This window comes from Bradyrhizobium sp. C-145, assembly GCF_023375135.1.
In the GTDB taxonomy this organism is placed as follows: domain Bacteria; phylum Pseudomonadota; class Alphaproteobacteria; order Rhizobiales; family Xanthobacteraceae; genus Bradyrhizobium; species Bradyrhizobium zhanjiangense.
In genome coordinates this window covers 6,400,201-6,421,643 of record NZ_CP088150.1, presented here as the reverse complement: position 1 = coordinate 6,421,643, position 21,443 = coordinate 6,400,201, and the positions used below count along the sequence as shown (strand labels likewise).

Sequence of the window (21,443 nt, the reverse complement as noted above, 5' to 3'; positions counted from 1 at the left end):
TTGACCGAGACGAATCCAGCCCGCGCGGCGATGATCGGCGTAAGCGACTTCGATGGCGTCCTGCGAGGCAAACACGTCTTAGGTGAAGATCTCTCGGATGGAGATAAAGTTATCAAGTTCTCTGAAGCGGTGCTGGCGTGGGATTGCTCGGACCGGGTCATTCCGGCCAGTTTCACGCAAAAACCGCTATCAGCATTCGGAGATGCTGATGTGCGTATCCTGTCAGGCACCGGCCGTTCGGTGTCTTATGTCGGCGATCAATATCTCTACCTGGCCGAGTTCATGGGCGCACATGAGAACATCTGCCCGCGAGGTATTCTGCGTAAGGTCCTGAGAAGGGCCGCTGATCATGGATACGGCTGCGCTGCCGGGTTCGAGTTTGAATTTATGCTGTTCAAGGAGAACGCCGACACAATTGAAGACAAGCCGTTCGGCGAATGGGCTCCTTTAACACGGGGCCCGTTCGGCTACTCGATTGCGCGCTCTGTCGCGCAACATGAGCTGTTCGATGAGATCTTGGCGCTTTGTGAGAAGGCGAGAATACCTCTCAGCGGACTGCACTTTGAAACGGGGCCTGGCGTGGTCGAAGCGTCACTTCGTCATTGTGATGCGCTGGAAGCTGCCGATCGAGCAACCATATTCAAGTCGATGATAAAAGCGTGGGCGCAAACGCGAGGCATGATGGCTACATTCATGGCCAAGGTTTCCGAGAAATGGCCCGGCCAATCCGGCCATATTCATATCTCGATGTCCTCGGATGGTCAGAACGCCTTTTACGACAGCGATGCGTTCGGTAACGTTTCGAAGCTTATGAGGCAATTCATCGCCGGACAACTAGAATACATGAATGAGTTCTGTGTGCTCGCTGCGCCGAACTTCAATAGCTACAAGAGATTGGTACCTGGCTGCTGGGCACCGATCTGTCCAAGCTGGGGAGTTGACAACCGCTCCTGCGCGGTTCGGGCGATTCCGGGAGATTCGTCTGCCCATCGCTTGGAGTATAGGCTGGGTGGCGCAGACGTGAACCCATATCTCGCGCTCGCATGTGCCATTGGTTCCGGAATACTGGGCGTCGAAACAGATGTGGCACTACCGGCTTCGATCGTCGGTGATGCAGGCGTCGAGATGTGTCGTCCGTCTGCGAGATTGCCTCAAAGCCTATCAGAGGCAACATCTCGGTTTGCACAGTCTCCAGCGGCCAATGATGTTTTCGGAGAAAGGTTTGTTGAAGCCTTTTCTTGCTCCCGCCGTTGGGAATGGGAAGCCGTTCAACATCGGGTTACCGACTTTGAACGTCGGAGATACTTCGAGATCATTTAGCTTGAGCTCTTCGACAGTTTTCATCTCAGTCCTGTCGTCATCATGTGAATGGCGCCGGAGGGCTGGTGCGACTGTCTGTGCCGTCGATGTTAGACTTCAATACAGGGCAAATGTGGGTCACTCGTTAAGCGTTTTGATTCATATCGGGATCCATTCGCATAATTGCACGCGCGGAACTTTGGATGCAGTAGGTGTGGACACGCTGATAGTGGCGTTACCGATGGCACGCCATCCCGGTCGACGTGCAGATCAACGGCTTGAAACCGTTCAAGCGAATGCCAAACTCACGATTGATCACGCCATCGCCACGCTGGAGCAGAACCATCGCCAGATACGAGCGACCATACAAAAAGATTGCGACGCTTCAGCCAGGGCTAAGCTGGAAACCGGCCTCAACCTGATTGAGCAAGACCTCAAGCTCGCCAAATTGAAATCTTTAGAAAGCGACAGCAAGTGCTTGCAAACAAGAAAATCGCCGCTGGGCTGATGGTCGATTTCGGATTGCTCCTTCTGATGACGGCTGCAATTGGCGCTTACTCGATCCATGCTTCCCCGAGCGCGAGCGGATCGTTGGGTGGTCCGCCAAAAGAATCACGAGGTCGAAGACAAGCGCATCGAAAAACGTGTGTTTGAATCATCTCGGATGCATGTGTAGATGACGCCGCGCGAATAAAACTAAAAGCCGCCAGCGCTGCCTATCGTGGCCTGAAGGAGCACGGTGACTTGGGTCCCCTAATAGACGCGTACTTCACAGACAGCGAAACGAGGACAGGGAAGCGGCTCGACGCGCTCCTCAATGTGACCGACGCTGTTATCGAACAAATCACCGACACCGAAGACTCAGGATCGGAAGTGCTGTCGCCGGTGCGCGATTTGACGCGCAAGAGTGAACAGGCCGTTTTGCTGGAGCTTCGCCTCTCGCGCCCAAGCCCCTCTTTGTGCCGGTGTCCGACGGGCGAATCGCTCGACTCCGGGTGGAAAAATCCGCTTGCATCTCTTGGTGTCCTCTCCGCCGTTACGTCTCGATGGATGCCAGGAATTTAGCCGCATTCTCCGCGGCCACAGCCAAGGCGCGAGAGAGTTTGAGCGCCTGATCCGCCGTTACCCGGAAATGAACGCCGACAACGCTCGCAATGGTGACGGTGATCTCGTCATCGATCTGCCCAACTATGATCGCAGTCGACTCGTCGATTTCGATCTACTCGACACGCGGACGTCGTCAGGTTCCTTCGTCATCGCTACATTCTCCATAAAGTCCCTGGCGACCAGCATATGGGAGATCTTGGTTCCTCCGCCATCAATTCCGGAGACCTCGCTTGGCAAGAAAGGCGGGATCGACTTCGCGACCGGCAGGCGCCAGGATTTCGACGAGATTGCCGTCATCGTCGCGGCAACGTCGGATCGTGTAGGCGAACCTGCCGAGACTCGGAGTAGGAACGTGTACTGTCGCAACGCGCGGACGCGTCATCCTGGCTCCATGTGCGGGGCCGCCAATGAATTCAACGAGGGCTTTGGTCATGGGATGATCATCCCGGGTTTCTGCGTGGCGGAGATTATGGCCCGCGACAATCGAGAGCCATCTGCCAATCTTAGCTCTCGAGGAGGTCGCTCTCCTCGAGGCGTGCTCGCCGGTCAAGCTTGCCGCCGGTCCGGACGTTCGGCGCATGTTCCAGAAGGCCAGCGCGTCTGCGAGCGTCGGCGAATGAACGATAGGATTAAGGCAGTCGACCTCGATGCAGGCGATCCTTGCCGTCAGGCCTAGCTCGACCTCGGGCATCTCGCCGCAGAACGGGCAGGCCTTGGCGCGTTCATCGCCGCGCAGCGCGGCCCGTTCGTGCGTTATTTCTCTCTTTGGCTTATCGGTCATAGGCGGGGCTCTGGTACGTGGGCGGGGCCGGAAGCGGAGTTTCTGTCCCGGCTTTACGGCGATGTGCTCCGGGGTCGGCGCCTCCTCCGGCACGGTGGTGATCGCGCTCGGCGCCTTTTCGCTTATCGCTTGTCCGGCCTCTCAGGAGGTCCGGAGTTTGGATGCCACACGCGCAATTTCCTCATCCGCTGAACGACAGCGAGTTCGCTTCTCTCCAGTAGGATAGAAATGCGCTTCGGTATTTCGTTGTTTGACGTAAGTTTGAGCAGGCGCTCGTCCTCTTCCTTGCATCGTCTAGAGCGGTTCCTAAACACGATATGATTGACTGTCATTCCTTCGCCTTGGCCGTTGGGTGGAACGCGATTGCCAGATTAGCAGTCTCCGGCGCGCCAGTCCGCGTTGTGAGGGCGGACCATCTCGCGATGAGCACATTTGATCAAGGCCCGCTCGAACCAAGGGCCAGTATCGAATGATGCGGTGAGCGTTTGCATGCGGCGAAACATAGCTATTCACAAAATCCCAAGTCGCATTGCCAGCGGCGACTCCGAGGAAAATGCCTAACATGACAGTATTGCGAATACACTGACCATATCGATCCTGGGCAAATACCAAGCGCACCTTAGCATTGCAATCACAGCGATAATCAGCGCAAAGCGATTGTCATCCGCTGTCTTTCTGCACGGTGGGTGGAAGGGGCACGGGTTGGCGGCCACAAGGCAAGCCTCATGTTCGGCGCCAATTCGATGCAGCGCCGATACAGTGTGCTCCAAGAATGTAATGGGGTTGGCGTATTCACGGCCGAACGAAGTGGAAGGGGCCGACTACCCAATCAACCTCCGACGCTGAGATCGTCAAAGCGAATCGAAGATGACGAAGTTGCCTTTGTTTTTGCTGGTCAGCCCTTGAGCCTTGAACCCGCAGTTGCTGACGTGGCCTGATGGCGGCAAGGTTCATCAAGGCGCCACGATTGGTGAAGACCTTGACAAAGACGAAGGCTGCCTGCGCGGCTGGAAAACTCTGACAAGTTTGAGGCTTGTAGCATCGCTGTTCTAAGTTGACTGGGGTGCATCGCGCCCCGCAAGTTCCCGAATTCGAGGAATTGATCGCGGCCGTCAGCTTTTGGTCAGGGGACGGGGTTAATCAGGCGCTGACCGAAAGATGGCTCGGCAGTTTCCTTCACCGGTCATGCTCGATCAGGTGGAGGGGCAATGTCGTAGCGTTTGACGAACACGTATGGCGCCTCGCGCGCGACGTTGATCGGCAAGGCGTTAATAGACAAATCACATATCTAGGGTGTCCAAATGCCGCATGACTATCGCAGCCTTAGTGTTATCGTTCGGTCCCCGTCGGGCGCCAAGGGCGATACCGGCGAGATAGCGGAAGGACAATACAAGGTCGAGGATGGATACGTACTGCTTAACAAGTTCAAAGATAGTGGCGTTGCGTATCAGGCCGCCCTTGGCAACGACGATGATCCCACCGCTGTCGCGAAACGACTCTTGAAATCCTGGGCGCAGACGCAGGACGTTTAGGGCGGGAGCCTGGAGCCGCCTAAGCGGATTGCTTGAGCCAATATTGGCGCGTTCCGGACCGGGACGCCGTGGCTGGGCCGCAACCGCAGGCGCAAATGAAGAGATCTCGTGCCAAGCGGTGTTCTTTTGCTTCTTCCCAGCGGACGATCTCTTCGTAACCGTTGATGAGCGGGACTGGAAGTATTGGGGGAGCCGCGGGACGCGAATCCCGCATTGACGCGACCGTCTCCGGTCTCACGACCGCCATCGAGGACGTGATCGGCGCGGCCCGAGCAGACAAAGGGAATGAGACAATGGCTACCATCGGCACCTTCACCGAAAGCGCTCGGCAATCCCGAAAGGGGCCCTCGAGCAGCGCGCCGAACGCTCGACCAGGAGCTTGCCGGTCATTGATGCCGCGCAGGCGACCAAATACGCGGAATGGCTTTTTGCGCTGCCGAATGCTGCTCGGACATCCGGGGTTCGAGCAGCGGCTGCGATCTCTCTAGGGCGAAGCGAGACAAAAGCATGATTGAAGTCGGTAGCCGCAGGTCGGATACGGAGCGGTTTGTCGAGGCCGCAATCGTGCAGGTCCAGGTCTGGAAGGGGCGCCGCTTGTCTTATCAGCCGGTGTCCGGCGGCAACACCAATTTCCGCGTCACGGTCGCGCACGATCCCGTCGGATATTTTGTGAAGATTCCGGGGCGCGGCACCGAGATCGATCGGGGCGCGGCGCGGGCCGCGAGCAGACAGGCCGACGATGCCGGGCCAACCTTCGACTTCCTCGACCATCTGAACATCGAGGTCTCCGAATTTCTTGATGACCGGCGGCCGTCGACCCATCGCGATTTCGTCGATCCGGCATTCCGCGCCAATGTGGTGCAGATCAATGGCCGCTTTCACGAGGCTCCGCCGCTGCCGCTGACCAAGACCGTGTTCGACATGATCGAGGAGCACTACGAGCAGGTGAGGCAACTCGGCGGTTTCTGGCCCGAGGACATGCCTGGCTCTACCGCCAGTATCAGCAGGCACGTGCAGCGCTCGAGGCGGCCGGGCTCGATCTCGTTCCCTGCTTCAACGATCCCATGCCCGGCCGCCTCAAGCGCCGGCACGCGCGCTCCATCGTTCACAAGGCACTGGCCGACATCAAGTGGAGCACCTGGGCGATGGTGCAGAACCGGATCTCGACGCTGGATTTCGATTTCTACAAATACGGCATCTGGAAACACATGCGGGGCGCGCTCCATCATCCGCGATCCGCGATGGCCGCTGTTTCTGAAGGCGCTGTAATGGCCCAGCATGCCGACACGGCAGACGATGCCGACGTCTATCTGTCATTCGCCGCTGAACTCGCAGATTCGGTCAGGCCCATCGTGCTGTCTTATTTCCGCACTCCGCTGGATGTCGCCGCCAAATCCGATGCCAGCCCGGTGACGATTGCCGATCGAGCCGTCGAGCTGCGTCTCAGGGAAAGGATCGAGGCGCGCTTTCCGGAGCATGGCATCATCGGCGAGGAGATCGGAAACAAGCCAGGTGGCGCTTTCACCTGGGTCGTCGACCCGATCGACGGCACCAAGAGCTTCATCAGCGGCTTTCCCTTGTTCGGCACGCTGATCGCGTTGACCTATCAGCAGCAACCATTCTACGGCCTGATCGACGTCCCCTTTACGGGCGAGCGGTGGATGGCGAAGCCCGGCGAAGCGCGGTTCGGCGATGGATTGGCACGGACCAGCGCATGCGAGAGCGTCGCCGATGCGCGCTTCTACACCACATCGCCTGACATGTTCCGCAAAGGCGAGATGGAGCCATTCGAGCGGCTGTCGCGAGCTGCGCGGATGCGCCGTTTCGGCGGCGATTGCTACATCTATGGCCTGCTTGCGTCGGGACACTGCGACATCGTTCTCGAAACGGGGCTTCAGCCATATGACTACATGGCACTGGTGCCGATCGTGCAGGGCGCCGGCGGCTGCATCACCGATTGGGAGGGATGCCCGCTCTCGATTCACTCGGAAGGGCGCATCTTGGCAACCGCAACGTCGCGGCTTCATGCCGAAGCGCTCGCCTTGATCCGGGGATAACCACCGATCATGCCCTACAGAACGACTATCGGAGGGACGGTCTTCGGCTTTGCTGACCTCAGGGATCTGATGGCCAAGGCGACGCCCGAGCGGTCGGGTGATCAGCTCGCCGGCATCGCCGCTTACGGTCCGGTCGAGCGGCTTGCGGCCAGATGGCACTCGCCGATCTGCCGGTCAAGGCCTTCCGCCGATTACCCTCCATGGTGCGATATGGCTGCCGATCACCGCATCGTCACCAAAAACACCGATTCCGCGCTGTGGCCTGATCGATCTGGGCCCAGCGATGGATTGGCGCAGCGCAAGTAACGGCGGCTTACGACCTCATTCAGGAAGTTCACGCGCGTGTCTGTGTCTTCCGGAAATGGCCCCCTTAGGAGAGGAAAGGCTGCGTCTGCTGTACATGCGGGACACCCGCCCCTTAGTCTTTAGGGGCGTCGCCAGTAAATATCTGAATACGCGGGCGTAGCCGTGGGGTAATCGCTATGCTGCCCCGGGAGCTGGCGTTTTCCCGACCGCCGGAAACGGCGTCATCTGGGTCCATGGCGTCGGCGTCAAGGCGTTTACCGACTTCGGAATCGAAAACCTGATCCAGCTCATCAAGTTCTACAAGGAAAACCCCAAACTGCTGAAGCGGTGATCCTGCGGCCTACGTCGCAAGTTACAGGCTATCATGCCCAGAGGACGAAGCCGAAGACGTGATCCGCGACGCTCTAGCCGAGCCGCGGGGCCTCGCAGGACGCGAGGCGCATCGATGCGGCTCAGCGCGACCGGATGAGGCGTAGCCGCCACCGACCAACGACGAGGTTGGCGTAGTTCAGCGCTGACCAGGATGCTCTTCGCCAATTGGCGATTGGCGTCGGTTCCGGGATTCCCTGATTGCCGACGATATCGAGCGAGCCATAGCCGCTTGCGACGGAGAAAGCCGTATCCACAGGCATCGGCGCTGTTTGGACGTACGTATCCGGTCAAGCTCCGCCCGCGGACAGCACGATGTGAAACACATTGCGACCGGCGCTATCCTCCGGGTACCAACGGTGCGGTAATCCGACCATGGTCATGGCGTCACCGGTGCCTTCCATCGCATGAAGGCCCGGAAGCATTAGGATAGGATAGTTTCACTCGCATCACTGGAGGCGGCGATCTGCTGGGCTAGCATGATCCCCCGCGCCATCTCGTCGTGCCGGTAGACAAAGTCGCGGGCCTCGTCGGCCACCGTTACGAAAATCTCTGCGATCAGTTCCGGTTCCGGCGGCAGCGGGATATATTCCTTGGCGCCGGCACGGATCGCCGCGGCCGCGGCGCGGGCGTCGTTGGTGATGCCGCAGGCGACGATCGGCACGTAAATGTGCTCGGCTTCCAGCCGCATTACGAGGTCGCGGATGTCGAGCCCGACGTCGACCAAGAGCAGGTCGGCGCCCTTGCCGCCGCGCAAAGCCCGCATCGCCAGTTCATGATCCTCGGTCTGGGTAACGGTCGCGCCGTTGTCGATGGCGATTTTGGTGGCTGTCGTGAGCTGGCCCTTCAAGGTGCCGACAATAAGAAGCCGCATGCTATTATCCTATACGTCTGTTCGCGTCGTCCACGACGCGAGTCTATGAAACGTCACAATATGCTTTGCATTGTCATGGTGACGCCGAGCTTTTCTTTCAGCACCACCTCGACGCCACTAGGCGGTGATTCCTCAGTCAATCTACGTATGGTTGCTGAGTGCCGGCCGCCGGTCAAGCTCAAATCTGCACTGTGCGGTGCGCTCGGAGCACCACTTCTATTGGAGTATCAATCGGCGTCCCAAAATTGCACGCCGAATGACACGGCATAAACGGCTTAGCGACGTCGATACGAAGACGGATTGGCGAGCTGGGCGGGCTCTTTGTAGTGATCCAGAAGTATCACCAGCTCCCTCTTCAATTCGCATTTCTTCGATTTTCACGAGGGATGGATATATGTCCTCGGCGTGGGAGTTGTCGTCGCAAATGAGCTTACAAAGTCAACAGCGGGCCGTAATCCGCGCCCCGCTACTCATTCGCCAGGCCGCGTGGGATCCATCCAAAAAAGATACCCGATGTAGCGGAAACGAAGACGGCTAAAGCAAGCGCCACTCGTCCGGCCGGCAAGAAGCCCATGACGCCTCCTGAGTGTGCTCCTATCGCCATGCCAGCCAACAGCACAGGATAAGATTGCTCATTATCACTCTCAGCCGGGTGAGATTGCTCCGTATCGCTCGTCCGGCTCTCGGCTCTTTTCTTCACGCGGCGGACCAATCAGATTGGAGGGGACCGTATTCGCTTATTGTGCAAAGGCCTCCACTTTGGCTGACCGTCCAACACATTCGCCCCGCCCCATGGAGACTCCATGGAGACAAGGGCGGGGCCGCTCCGCCTGCCCCCCAAGGGCGGGGAGCCACGCTGCCGCGAACCGCGCGCTACTATGCAACGTTTTCCGCCCGGCTTATTAGTCCGCGGGGCGTTCAGAGACTCTCTGGCACTCCGATTTTCGAGCCCCGGCGCTCGTTCTGACGTGGGTCTAACCGATCGGACGGATTGCGACCCAGCGTCAGCTTCAACTGTGCCAGGTCGATAAATTCGTCCGCCCGCCGTCGAAGTTCGTCGGCTATCATTGGCGTCTGGCTCGCGATCGTGGACACGACAGTCACCCGCACGCCGCGCCGCTGCACGGCCTTGACCAGGGAGCGGAAATCGTCGTCGCCCGAGAACAGGACCATCTGGTCGATATGCTCGCCAAGCTCCATGGCGTCGACCGCCAGCTCGATATCCTTGCTGCCCTTGACCTTGCGGCGGCCGCTGGCGTCGATGAATTCCTTGGTCAACTCGGTGACAACCGTGTAGCCGTTATACCTGAGCCAATCGATGAGCGGCCTGATGGACAAACTCCTCAATAATCATCGTGTAATAGAACGCGCCCAGCACTATGTCGCGGCTCTGAAACTCCCCGAGCAAGCGCCTGTAGTCAATGTCGAAGCCAAGCGCCTTGCAGGTTGCGTGAAGGTTGGCGTCGTCGATAAAGAGCGCGATTTTGTCGAATGGTGACATTGGCGTTTGACCGCTCCCACCACTCATTCGCCTAGGCCGCGTGTGCGATCAAAAAAACGGTTGAAATGGCGTGCCACGGCAAATCAGAAGCAATCGCTGCCATCAGCTACAACAAGACGCGCGCTTGATCAGTCCATCCCGTCATCAATGTGTCTCCTGGCCTATCCTACGCTTCCAACTAAAAATTAAGAGCCCTGCCTCATGGAGCATAAGGGCAGGGCCGCTCCCCGTGCTCCTCAAGGCGGGAAGCCACGCTGCTGGGAAACAGCGCACTAATTCGACGTCGCTCAGAGACTCAGCTGGCGTTCCGATTGTCGCCCCTCGTCGCTCTTTACGACGTTGCGCAAGACAATTTCGGAAAGCTCCATAACCAGCTGTTTGAGACGCGCAATCTCTTGCTTGCAGCGCCTCAATTCGCGCTGGTCATCTGTCATCTCCGATGTTCAAGGGTGGCTGCTATTGCTGTCTTTCATGTTAGGACCATCGGACCAGCGTCACCTTCCGAAAGCAAGGGATGACTTCACCATACGACGCTAGGGTCGGACTCCAACGACAAATATCTTAGTCCCGCGGTCCGTGCTACGACAGATACAGTACGTAACGAACGAACAATTTCGTTTCTCGCCTGAGTCCGTCACCTCGGCGGTGCGTTTCGTACAAAAGGGCATCATAAACATCACGACCGCGCCGTCGGTAACGTATAGAACGAAGTCCGCACCTCCCGGGATATCGAATCCGTTGACGACCTCGGCTGACGATTTGATGGCCTTCTTGAATCTAGCGATGATATCTGAACGCTCCCGCTCCATAGTTCCTAGCACAAGCACTTGAACAGGCGGTCCTACCACCTTCGTCGAAAGGCTGCGTAAGAGCCCCATCAGTTCAGAGTTGTAAGTCAGGGATGTTGGCGTGCACGGGGGGGAAGGCTCAGAACCAGATTCAGCGCAGGCAGGCGCGGAGGAGAGAATGACCGTCAGCAAATGTCAGTTCAGGCACGAGCTGCGGCAGCTTATCGAGAAGCACGTCAGCGCGGCGAGCACGTTCGAAGACTACGTCCTCATCGTCGGGCAGTTAAAAGAGGCGAGGTACATGTTGGACTTGGAGGCCGAGAAGTTTCCGGACGAGGAGGTCGATGCCTTCGAATTGTAGCGAGCGCTTCCCGCTCGCTTAAAGGACAGTATCCGCAGCGGATCTAGACATGGCCCGGACCGCAGTCATTGTCTTCGGCTTGAGGTACTGAAATACACTGGAGAAGCCGGCCAAATGGAGGATTAGGTGCGAACGTGCGTCTCGTTGCATTAATCGATTAAACAAAACGCTCCAATGTGAAGCCGAGACGACACGTTCAGGTAAGAAAGGAGATTGTTCGTTCGTTTCGTACAGTGTTGGTCGAGCAAAAGCGCCCAAAGCGCTGGCAAAGTCAGTGTGCCGGCCAAGCCCGAATAGGGGCAACGCGGATGGAAGATATGAAGATATAATGTTCGAGCGCGATGGTGATTTGATTTCTCAACTTCTGCTTTACGCGATCCTGTTGCTTATTCTTGCGTCTCTGATGATCGCTGCATGGCAGACTGCAGGATGACAGAAACCGATCGCCGCGAGTTGCTGGAGACTTTGATCGAGCGCGATCGCGGCAGGGAAGTCGGGTTCGGGCGGCAACACTCTTTGCTGCGTAACAATCATTCCGTTGCCGCGTAGATCCAATTTCAGGTTCGTGCCCGAATGACAGCCCCTTATGCGAGACTAACTTGCTCGCTGTTCGCAGGCGGCCGTATCTGGGAAGAGAAACCAGGGTTTGATGCTGATCCCTTTGCGAAGCGAATACATGTAGAAGATTGGAAGGCTTTGGGGAAAAAGCCCTCGAAATTCGCTTCCGTTGAAGGTGATGAAAATTGAGTCAGGAAATGCGCGTTCGACCGCACGTTTTTCGACCATGTTCATCCGGTAATATTCTAATGCGCCCTCTTCACAACTTCCATTTCCACGATACCATTTCATCGCGCTAGCAAGCAGCCGCTGGAACGTCGGCTCCGGTACGGTTCCATCGATTAAAGGACTTGTGTTATCCGCTTCTGCGGCCTTTGTGAGGTCACCCAACCAACAGCTCTCGAAACCGCGTTCGCGGGCGCCATCGGCAACCTCATCAAAATATTGGCGTATGTTCTGTGATGAATGTCCGTTCAATTCCGCATGGGTATCGGTGAAAATCAATCTTAGTGCTGCCCCGGGCGCGTATGTTTTACTGATTCGGTGGGTGAAGGCAGCCAAATAGTTCAGACATTCGAAGTCTGGCTTGTCGATGTTGGACCGCGGACCTTTGCCCCAATAGAGCACAAACGGAACAGGATTTCTGACCGCAATTGATTTGGAAATGCTCTGCAACATTGCAACAGAGTTGTCAGGTTGCTCACGCTTAAAAGCCCAGGTGTTGAAGGCTTGCAGGACCTTTTCTGGCGCGATCTCCTTGGCTCGAGGAGTGACAGGCACCGCGATTTGGATTGATCGTCCGTCAACAGCTTTGTTGCCAAAGGGTTGCGGACAAGCCGTTATTTGAGCGTTGGTTGATGTGTCTTCCTTCGAAACAATCCTATCGCAACCCGACATATGAACTCCGAAAGAAGATCTTTTTATCGCGAGTTAATAATCGGTTATTTTTCGCAACGTCAACTCGGAGGAGTGGTGACTTATCTATTAAGGTTAACCTTTCACGCTCCGGTGGCCGATCAATGAAGTTAAGTCGCCCGAAATATCCGACGAGTAAGCCCTGCCGATAGGGGGCCTGTTTTCGGTATGAATTTACAAATCCTAGAGCTGCCAAAGCTGATTGCTGAGCGTCGAAGCTCGGCAATTTTCGGCCTGGTGATCATCGCCATGGTGTGGGCAGGAGTTGCTGTAAAATACTTCGGCGATGTTCGGGGGGATCAAAGAGAGGCGCATCGGGACGCCCATAACTTTGCGCTGGTATTCGAAGAGAATGTTCTTCGATCAATCGGAGAAATTGATAAGGCGCTCCTATACTTGCGACGGAGCATTGAGACCCGGAAAAATTCGGTTAGTTTCAGCGCTATTGCCAACACGACCGACGTGCTGAGCGACATTATCGTCCAAGTCGCCATTATTGATGACAAGGGAATTATGCGCGCGTCGAACAGCGGTCCTCAACCCGCGCCTGCCCTGGATCTGAGCGATCGGGAGCACTTTAAGTTTCATTTGAACAACATCGCGGATCAGCTTTTCATCAGCAAGCCGGTGGTTGGCCGTGTCAGCGGAAAATGGTCCGTGCAATTCACGCGGCGCTTCGTGAACAGTGACCAGACGTTCGGCGGCGTCGTCGTGGCCTCGCTCAATCCAGACCATTTGACGAAATTCTACAACAATATCAATTTTGGATCGGCGGCGGCGATCGCCCTGATCGGAAGTGATGGCGTGGTTCGTTCGAGTGGCGGGAGCGCGGTCAGTTACGCACTTGGAGACGATCTTAGCGGAACAGAACTGCTCGACCAAATGCGAGACGGGGTGGAAACTACATTTGAGAGCATTGATCCTGCCAACAACGAGACGCGTTTCATTACTATCCGAAAGGTCAAGGGCTATCCATTATGGGTCAGCGTTAGCTTGAGCAAAAGCCAGATCTTGGAAAGCTCTCGGAACGCCCTCAAGTTGAATTCGTTGCTGGGCACCGTACTTACTTTGCTGGTTCTCATTGCTCTTGAGCAGCTTCTACGGATAGACGCGAAGGCAAGACAAAAAGCGAATCAGCTTGATCTTACGCTCGAGTATATGAACCAAGGAATTATGCTGGTTACCTATGACCAGCAGATTCCGATTATCAATCGTCGCTGCGGCGAGTTGCTCGATTTGCCCGTAGAGTTCATGCAGAACCCACCAAGAGTTGATCAGCTCGCCGAATACGAGACCCCGACGGGCAGATTGACCGCGGCGTCTGTTCGGATCTTGGCAGATCTTGTCGCAGGAGAACTCGGCGTTAGCGAACGAACGATGCCGGATGGATCAATCATCGAGATTCGCAGGGAAAGTCTCCCCGATGGTGGATTCGTCCAGACCTTCACTGACGTCACGAAAAGATCGCGCGCTGAAGCAGATGCAGTCCGCCTTAGTTCCGAGGATTCTCTCACCGGTCTCCCAAACCGGCGGATGTTCCGCTCCATGCTCGACCAGATGAGCCGCCGGCAACCACCGGCAGTAGACAACGAGCAGCCACCGGCGGAATTCGCCGTCCTGTTTCTTGATCTCGATCGTTTTAAAGCTATCAACGATACGCTTGGCCATCAGACCGGCAACTTGCTCCTGCAGGAGATGGCCAGGCGCCTAAAGAGTACGCTCGGTGCAAATGAAGTGCTGGCGCGCCTCGGTGGCGATGAATTCGCAGTTGTTGTGGCGACGGTTGAGTCTCGACCAGCGCTCGAGGCCCTGGCGAATAGTATGATCGAGGCAGCACAGAAGCCCTTTGAGATTGGCGGCCACCGAATCCGTTCTGGAATCAGTATCGGCATCGCCATTGGACCGTGCGATGGAGTAAATTGCGACGACCTTCTGATTGCCGCCGATCTGGCACTATACGCGGTCAAAGCCCAAGGTCGGGGCAGCTATAAATTCTATCATGCTGCAATGAACAGGGAGCTTAGGCAACGACGGCGGCTTGAGATCGATCTGCGTGAGGCGATCGAGCAAAATGAGATGGAATTATACTATCAGCCCATCCTCAATTTGCGGAGCAACATCATAACCGGATTCGAAGCCCTGGCGCGATGGCGCCATCCGGTCAATGGCATGATACCGCCGGCAACATTCATCGCGGTAGCGGAGGATACTGGACTCATTCAACCTCTTGGCGAATGGGCTCTGAGAGAGGCGTGCCGCTGCGCCGCGCACTGGCCGAACAATCTTAAGATAGCGGTCAATCTTTCTCCGATTCAGTTTGCAGCTTCCAATCTCTCCGAGGTCGTGAGACACGCCCTGGAGGAAACCGGACTTCAGCCGCATCGCCTTGAGCTTGAAATTACCGAGGGAGTATTCATGACCAATAATGAATCCACCCTATCTACCCTCCGTCAGTTGAAGCAACTCGGCGTCCGTATTTCGTTGGACGATTTCGGTACCGGGTATTCCTCTCTCAGTTATCTGCGCAGCTTCCCATTCGACAAAATCAAGATAGATAGGTCGTTTGTTTCTGACCTTGCCGAAGGCACCGAGCACGTTGTGATTGTGCAAGCCGTGGTGAGTATTGCTCGCGCTCTGGGAATGACGACGTTGGCAGAAGGCATCGAAACCGTCGGACAATACGAATTTCTCGCGGCGCTCGATTGCGACGAAGGGCAAGGCTATCTGTTCAGTCCGCCTGTTCCAACAGCGAAAGTTCCTGAAATGATTGCCAAATGGTCGCTCGGGCGCAAATTTGTCGCCTAGAGTTTGGGACCAGCTTAGCCAGCGACTTTCTGAAGACCGTATTCTCCAGTTTGTTCACTGGAGATCGGCTTCTTGGTTGGCCGCCGAGCCTCGTGCACGAGCAGGAACAGGCCCGATGCAACAACAATGCCGGACCCGATCAGAAGCCAAAGCGTCGGTACGTCGCCCCAAACGAAAAATCCGATCGCAAGTGCCCAGACGAGCGTCAGGTAATAGAATGGCGAGACGGCGGCGGCCGGGGCTAGGTGAAGCGCTTGCGTCCAAAAATATTGTGCCGCGGCGTTTGTAAGACCGCTCAGGGTCAACATGATTGCGTCAGCCGGGGCGGGCATCCGGAATCCAAACAGCAGCAAGAAGGAGTGAAAGAAGGTTACCGTAAGCATCTGCCACATCAACAGCGTCTTTGCAGACTCAGTTGCGGTCATTCCGCGAACGGCAACCGTGACGCTGCCATACATAACCGCGTTTGCCAGCGCAAACAATGCGCCAATCTGCAACGAATCTGCACCTGGATTTACCACAACGAGAACCCCGACGAATCCCGTTACCAGCGCACTCCAACGCGCGATTCCGGCACGCTCCTTAAGCCAGATAAACGACAGCAAGGCCGCCCACAACGATGCAGAAAAATTGATTGCGATCGCTCCTGCAAGCGGCATCAGACTAACGGCGATGACAGTGAACGTCTGCGAGATCGACTGCGACAGCCCGCGCGCAAGGTGGGCGCGGGGCCGCCGAGTCTTAAAGACTGACATGCCCGTTGCCGGGAGGATCAATGCGGCGCAGAGAACAAACGCAGAAACGGAGCGAAAGAACATAACCTCGCCAATTGGATAGAGAGCGGCTTGCCATTTCGATAGTGCGCTCGATAGTGCGAACATCACGCTCGCGGCGATCATGCAGTATATTCCGCGAACAACGTCATCCTTCCGTAAGCTGGGAATGGCAATTGGGTTCTGCGGATGGTGGGCGGTGTCCGTAAGATCGCTCATCATGCGTTCCATGAAATTGGAAAGATAGCGTCAGCGTTTGCCGCGCGACTATTGCTCGCGACCCACTAGAAAAAGTTGGTCTCGCTTAGCTTTAAGTCTTAAGGAAGTGTTATGGGTAACAGAAACAATTCTTGGTTAATTTTCGCGAAACATGACGGCGTCCGATTGCCGAACAGCCGAGCCAAACACCCCTTGCCTGGCCCCGTGCCCCAGGCAATTGCCGAGGAAATGTCTAAAAGTGTTCATTTTCTTCCAACTAAATCTGGAGCCATTCGGGATACGTTGCCGACACTGAAATCTGAATTGGGTGGGAGCGGAAATCGTGAAAGTTGAGCTTAACGACGTGCGTTCTGGCAAGGGAGGTAAAAGTCTCGTCTCATCACCCTTGATATGCTTGGACGGAACGTGGTGGGCAATTGATGTCAACGATCCAGATCTAGAAGCTCATTTGAAGCAGTCGGCTCGCTGCGGCGTTGTGCTGTCAGCGGTGCGTGAACGGCAAACCATTAATGGACCCGAACGGCCGCGCAAGGGGCGCCAGCGTCGATCGGCTCAAGACAGCGGTGATCGAGGAGCAGAAGCTCGATGCGGTCGAGATCGTACAATAGGCGTTGATGGCGACTGTCGTCGCGCGCCAGGCGAGCTCGGCGAACAGTCGCGGTAGGCGCTTATAGAGCACAAAACGATTGTCGCGGTAGGGCTTATTTGCCGAACCTGAAGGTCGCCCCAGTAGGACGCCGCCGGCCCTTCTGGCCTCTGGTTGAGATGGCCATTTTGACAGTCGCACGCATCGCGCTCCCAAAGGTTAGGTCCTCGTTGAGCGGGCTCCGTTCATTTTCCGCGGAGCTTGTTGGGTCTCGCCGGAGATCTCAGCCAGCTGTCGTCAGTGCATGGATGTCGCTTCAGCTGTGGCGCTGGATCGACGTGGAACGGCGGAAGCTAAGGTCGAGATAGGTTTCTAAGATGGCAGAGTTCCTATCATCTTCATAATCATGGTCTGATCCCCACTGCGATGAGATTGCCTGTCCCGATCTCTTCCTCCAGCAGCTTCATGGGGGCGCAGCGATCTCGGTGCGCTGCGGCTCGGGCAGCGAGTCCACGTGCGGCTTAGTCTATTCGACGAGGTTCAGAAGTCACGGAACGCCAGCGGTTCAAGCTAGTCGAAGACGTTGGTACGGCTATTCGTACGCAAAGTGACACGCAAATTATCATCGTGGAAGTGGTTCGTTATTTGCGGGATGCCCTGCGGAACGGCGCCTTCGCGCCTCCGATGTACCTACCGATAGATCTTCGACCTAGTTGATCGATATCGGTCTTACCCTTGACGCTGAACAACAAGACGATGTGACGAATTTGGTGCAGTAGGGTGCTATCGCAAGTTGGTCACATTCCTGTCCTGGGAGTGATTCGGCTAGCAATGCCAGCGTCGCGCTTCATGATGGTCAGTCGGTTTGCCCAAGGCGTTTCAAGCAGCAGGCGTCGACCATTGCTTATTTTGGTCGAGCAGGGCGAAGATGCGGTCGGCTGATACCGGCCGACCGATGAGATATCCTTGGACTTCATCACAGCTGGTTTGGCGCAAACACTCGAGGTGCTCGGTGGTCTCGACACCTTCCGCGACCACGCCAATGTGCAGATCCTGCGCTAGCGTGATTATTGATTTTACGATCGCCGCGCTGTCCGGCCGTGTCAGCATGTCGCGTATAAAGGACTGATCGATTTTGATGCGGGTGTAAGGCAATTTGAGCAAATAGGTCAACGACGAAAATCCCGTTCCGAAATCGTCTAGCGCCACCGTCACCCCCAGTTGCAGGAGTGAACTCAGGATCGATGATGCCGGCCCGTACTTTGAGATCAGCATCGACTCCGTTATTTCGATTTCAAGCCGGCTAGGGGCGACTCTGGCCTGCGTCAGGGCCTGCACGATTGTTTGCAGGATGCTGGTGTTATGGAATTGCGCTGCAGAGAAGTTCACCGCGACCCTGAGATCAGAGGGCCAGTTCGACAGCGTTGAGCAGGCGCGTCGGACCACCCACTCACCGATCGGGTGGATCAAGCCGGTTTCCTCGGCAATTGGAATGAACTCTGCCGGCGAAATGACTCCGCGGACAGGGTGTTGCCAGCGCAGCAAGGCCTCAAAGCCGGTTACTCGGTTTTCGCGAATATCAAAGAACGGTTGGTAGACGAGAAAAAGCTCGTCTCTCCCGATCGCCTCCTCCAGATCCCTTTGCAGCGCCCTGCGATCGCGCGCTGATTTGTCGTCGCTGACCTCAAAGAAGCGAACCGTTCCGGGCCCCGCTTTCTTGGCGCGATAGAGCGCAAGGTCGACATTTTTCAGGAGCTCATGAGGCGTATCGCCGTCGCGTGGGGCCAACACGATTCCGACGCTCGTCGTGCCCGCGACCTCGCATCTTTCGATCAGGAATAGCTCGCCGAAAGCGCCGACGAAGCGCTCGGCGATTTCCAATGCGTCTTCTACTTTGGCCAGATTGGCCATAATCAGCGCAAATTCGTCCCCGCCGATCCGCGCGACAGTATCGGTCTCACGCGCGCATCGCTGGAGTCTCGCCGCGGCCTGAACGAGAAACTCATCTCCTGCGGGGTGGCCGAATTTGTCGTTCACCTCCTTAAAGCGATCGAGATCAAGGAGAAAAACCGCAAATTCCTCGCCCGAGCGAGCCAACCGGTTGAGGGCAGCTTCGAGGCTTTCGTTGAAGGCGAAACGGTTCGGCAACTGGGTCAGGGAATCCCGCCGGACCCTCCGTTCGGCTTCCAATTGAGCAATGGTGCGTTTCGTGAATTCGAAAGAATGGGCGAAAACGCCGCGCAGAAGCACGAAGCCATAGGCCACAACGAGGATAGCCACGAGCAGATAGACGAAATCGCCGTTTCTGCCGAGGCAGATTGCCGTACCCACGAAAATCGGAGCCGTGAATGCAACGGCGGCCACCGGAATCGTAGCGAAGGCGAATGCTCCGCCCGCGAGCATCCCGGAGCAAAGACATGTGATCACGAGTTGGCCGCCATTCGAGGCGTCGGCGAAGAAAGCTACCGGAACGACCGCCCAGGCGGTTCCAAGAACGAGCGCATTTCGCACCAGCCGATGCATGGCCTGTCGGGAGACGAACTGCGGCTTCGTAATCCGTCGGGATAAACGCGCCTTCAAGCCTATCGATAACGCGCCGCAAACCACGGCAGCTGCCCAGATCAGGGCATAGTTTCTGTTGGGCGAGTGCCAGAGGGCAATTGCAAGCACCGTCGCATTGCAGGCGTTGGCTAGCATTATGCCCAGGGAATAACCAAGCACGAGGGAGATCTGCTCCGCGCGAATGTGCCCTGCGACCGCTTCATCAGTCGCCGGGCCGCCGAAAGCCGCCAGATCCCCCGCGAATAGCTTCGAGAGATACGAGCTCAGATATGTCCTCATCTGGGACCCCCGCAGGACTGGCTCTAACGTTGCCGCCAGTACTGGAAGGTCGCGGCAAACATTTGAGAAAAGATAAATTCTTGAAGTTCGCCACGTTCGGCGCGGCATGGGGTGGCCGAACTCATTATTTCGGTGGCTAAGGCGGGGCTGAGAGCTGGGCCGCCCCTTTGTCGTCTGTCACCGCAAACCCGGCGGCATAGTTCTGTACGTTGCGTACTGACCTATGCCTTTAATCGATCGCCGAATTCAGCTCAGCAGCCATGATGGCAGCTTGTGCGCTAACCTGCGGTGGGGCGGTATATGATCGACGAAAATGAGATGCCGAACGCATCGTAAGTTGCGGCCGCCCGCGCCGACGACTTTCTCTATCGATGACGTCGGTAGGATGACGCAGCTTGTGCCGATCGTGGCGGCCCCGAGATCTCGCCGCTTTCCCGCGCCATGTCCGATAGAACGAAGCAATGCTGCGAGTTCAATCCAAAACACGCACGATACAAACGCAAGGGCAGGTCTAATGTCGCCAAGGCCATAGAGGTGATGTGGGCACGACGATCTCCACATCCCTCTAACCGATGTCCCATTCCCGAGACCTAAGTACGAGCGCTAGCGGCAGAAGGCGTTGAGGCGATGGCCGGCTGTTTTCTCGTCAAGCCAAGGCGGGATTGCTGCCTTCGCTCCTAGGAGCAATCGTGGGTGTTTCATGCGCAATCGTGACCTTGTCTCCGACAGCTTCCTGACACTGACTGTGGTCGGTCTGGTGGTGCTCTGCTCGAGCCTGCTTGCCTTTGCGTTCGCTTAAAGCGAACGCGCTCGTTGCGTTTGGCGCCTTGACCAGTGTTTCCGGACAACAGGTGCCCGGATCACACTCTAACCTTCGCGGAAGCGGTGAGATGAGCAACTTCAGCCAGGAAAGCGTGCTGAGCGTCCATCACTGGACCGACAATCTCTTCAGCTTCACCACCACGCGGAATCCATCGTTCCGCTTCCGCAGCGGCGAATTCACTATGATCGGGCTCAAGGTTGACGAAAAGCCGCTGCTGCGCGCCTACGGCCTCGCCGGCGCCCATTACGAGGACCGGCTGGAATTCTTCTCGACCAGGAAGCCGAACGATCCCTTAACCTCGCGTCTGCAGCATTTGAAGGAAGGTGACAAGATCACCGTGAGCCGCAAGGCGACCGGGACGCTGGTCATCGACAATCTCGAGGATGGGCGCAATCTCTATCTGATTGGCACCGGCACCGGTCTTGCTCCGTTTCTGAGCGTGATCAAGGATCCTGAAACCTATCTGCGATTCGGAAATGTCGTGCTGCTGCACGGCTGCCGCCGCGTTGCCGAGCTTGCCTATGGCGAAATGATCACCGAGAAGCTACCGAGCGACGAGCTGCTCGGGGATTTCGTGCGCTACCAGCTCATCTACTATCCGACCGTTACCCGCGATCCTTTCCGCAACCGCGGCCGGATCACCGACCTGATCGCGTCAGGCAAGTTGTTTTCGGATCTCGAACTGCCGGAAGTCGAGCCGCAGCATGACCGCGTCATGATTTGCGGCAGCCCTGCGCTGGTGCGCGATACCCGCGAGCTGTTGGTGGGGAGGGGCTTGGTTGAGGGCAGTCACGGCAAGCCGGCGCAATTCGTGGTCGAAAACGGCGTTTGAACAGTAGCGCTAGATTGTGTGAGATCCAGCCAGGGCCTCAACTGTCACCGTCGCCCGCCGGTGGCCCTTTAAGGGTGCTTGTTCTTTACCCAGTTTGCAGGCTCGGAACTCCGGCA

11 protein-coding genes and 5 pseudogenes are annotated in these 21,443 nt (G+C 56.8%); 11 read left to right on the top strand and 5 right to left on the bottom strand.

Going from position 1 to position 21,443, the window contains the following annotated elements:
• The 7 genes and pseudogenes from LRP30_RS30315 to eutB all read left to right on the top strand — a co-directional run.
• Window positions 1–1,320 carry a glutamine synthetase gene (locus LRP30_RS30315; protein ID WP_249757136.1) on the top strand — a complete coding sequence of 440 codons (1,320 nt, stop codon included), beginning with the start codon at window positions 1–3 and terminating at the stop codon, window positions 1,318–1,320.
• Window positions 1,321–1,513: 193 nt separating this feature from the next.
• On the top strand, window positions 1,514–1,807 hold the full coding sequence (locus tag LRP30_RS30310; protein WP_249757135.1) for a hypothetical protein: 294 nt from the start codon (window positions 1,514–1,516) through the stop codon (window positions 1,805–1,807).
• Window positions 1,808–2,308: 501 nt separating this feature from the next.
• Window positions 2,309–3,082, top strand: coding sequence for a hypothetical protein (locus LRP30_RS30305; RefSeq protein WP_249757134.1), 774 nt, complete (start codon window positions 2,309–2,311; stop codon window positions 3,080–3,082).
• 1,406 nt (window positions 3,083–4,488) lie between these two features.
• Window positions 4,489–4,719, top strand: coding sequence for a hypothetical protein (locus tag LRP30_RS30300; RefSeq protein WP_249757133.1), 231 nt, complete (start codon window positions 4,489–4,491; stop codon window positions 4,717–4,719).
• Between the two features lie 507 nt (window positions 4,720–5,226).
• Window positions 5,227–5,988, top strand: a pseudogene (locus tag LRP30_RS45290) (choline/ethanolamine kinase--aminoglycoside phosphotransferase).
• A complete protein-coding gene (gene hisN / locus LRP30_RS30290; protein WP_249761860.1) occupies window positions 5,988–6,776 on the top strand; it encodes a histidinol-phosphatase in 789 nt (262 codons plus the stop codon). The pseudogene LRP30_RS45290 and the gene hisN overlap by 1 nt, the downstream one beginning before the upstream one ends.
• A 9-nt stretch (window positions 6,777–6,785) precedes the next feature.
• Window positions 6,786–6,961, top strand: a pseudogene (eutB, locus tag LRP30_RS45285) (ethanolamine ammonia-lyase subunit EutB); the annotation flags it as partial.
• Between the two features lie 932 nt (window positions 6,962–7,893).
• Here the strand turns inward: eutB and LRP30_RS30280 are convergent.
• Window positions 7,894–8,325, bottom strand: a pseudogene (locus LRP30_RS30280) (sigma-54-dependent Fis family transcriptional regulator); the annotation flags it as partial.
• A gap of 300 nt (window positions 8,326–8,625) precedes the next feature.
• On the opposite strand from LRP30_RS30280, the pseudogene LRP30_RS30275 reads away from it, so the two are divergent.
• A pseudogene (locus LRP30_RS30275) lies at window positions 8,626–8,844 on the top strand (ligase); the annotation flags it as partial.
• 399 nt (window positions 8,845–9,243) lie between these two features.
• On the opposite strand, the pseudogene LRP30_RS30270 reads toward LRP30_RS30275, so the two are convergent.
• Window positions 9,244–9,826, bottom strand: a pseudogene (locus tag LRP30_RS30270) (NYN domain-containing protein).
• 966 nt (window positions 9,827–10,792) lie between these two features.
• On the opposite strand from LRP30_RS30270, the gene LRP30_RS30260 reads away from it, so the two are divergent.
• Window positions 10,793–10,975: a hypothetical protein gene (locus LRP30_RS30260; RefSeq protein ID WP_249757130.1), complete on the top strand. Its 183-nt coding sequence runs from the start codon at window positions 10,793–10,795 to the stop codon at window positions 10,973–10,975.
• Between the two features lie 594 nt (window positions 10,976–11,569).
• Here LRP30_RS30260 and LRP30_RS30255 read toward each other — a convergent pair.
• Window positions 11,570–12,430 (bottom strand): hypothetical protein, encoded by an 861-nt coding sequence (locus LRP30_RS30255; protein WP_249757129.1) that lies wholly within the window; start codon window positions 12,428–12,430, stop codon window positions 11,570–11,572.
• 186 nt (window positions 12,431–12,616) lie between these two features.
• On the opposite strand from LRP30_RS30255, the gene LRP30_RS30250 reads away from it, so the two are divergent.
• On the top strand, window positions 12,617–15,253 hold the full coding sequence (locus tag LRP30_RS30250; RefSeq protein ID WP_249757128.1) for an EAL domain-containing protein: 2,637 nt from the start codon (window positions 12,617–12,619) through the stop codon (window positions 15,251–15,253).
• A gap of 14 nt (window positions 15,254–15,267) precedes the next feature.
• Here the strand turns inward: LRP30_RS30250 and LRP30_RS30245 are convergent, their stop codons facing one another.
• Entirely contained in the window at window positions 15,268–16,248 is a 981-nt protein-coding gene (locus tag LRP30_RS30245) for a DMT family transporter (protein ID WP_249757127.1), read from the bottom strand.
• Window positions 16,249–17,710: 1,462 nt separating this feature from the next.
• Window positions 17,711–19,672: an EAL domain-containing protein gene (locus tag LRP30_RS30240; RefSeq protein WP_249757126.1), complete on the bottom strand. Its 1,962-nt coding sequence runs from the start codon at window positions 19,670–19,672 to the stop codon at window positions 17,711–17,713.
• Between the two features lie 890 nt (window positions 19,673–20,562).
• Here LRP30_RS30240 and LRP30_RS30235 point away from each other — a divergent pair.
• A complete protein-coding gene (locus tag LRP30_RS30235; protein WP_249757125.1) occupies window positions 20,563–21,327 on the top strand; it encodes a ferredoxin--NADP reductase in 765 nt (254 codons plus the stop codon).
• Window positions 21,328–21,443: the final 116 nt, after the last annotated feature.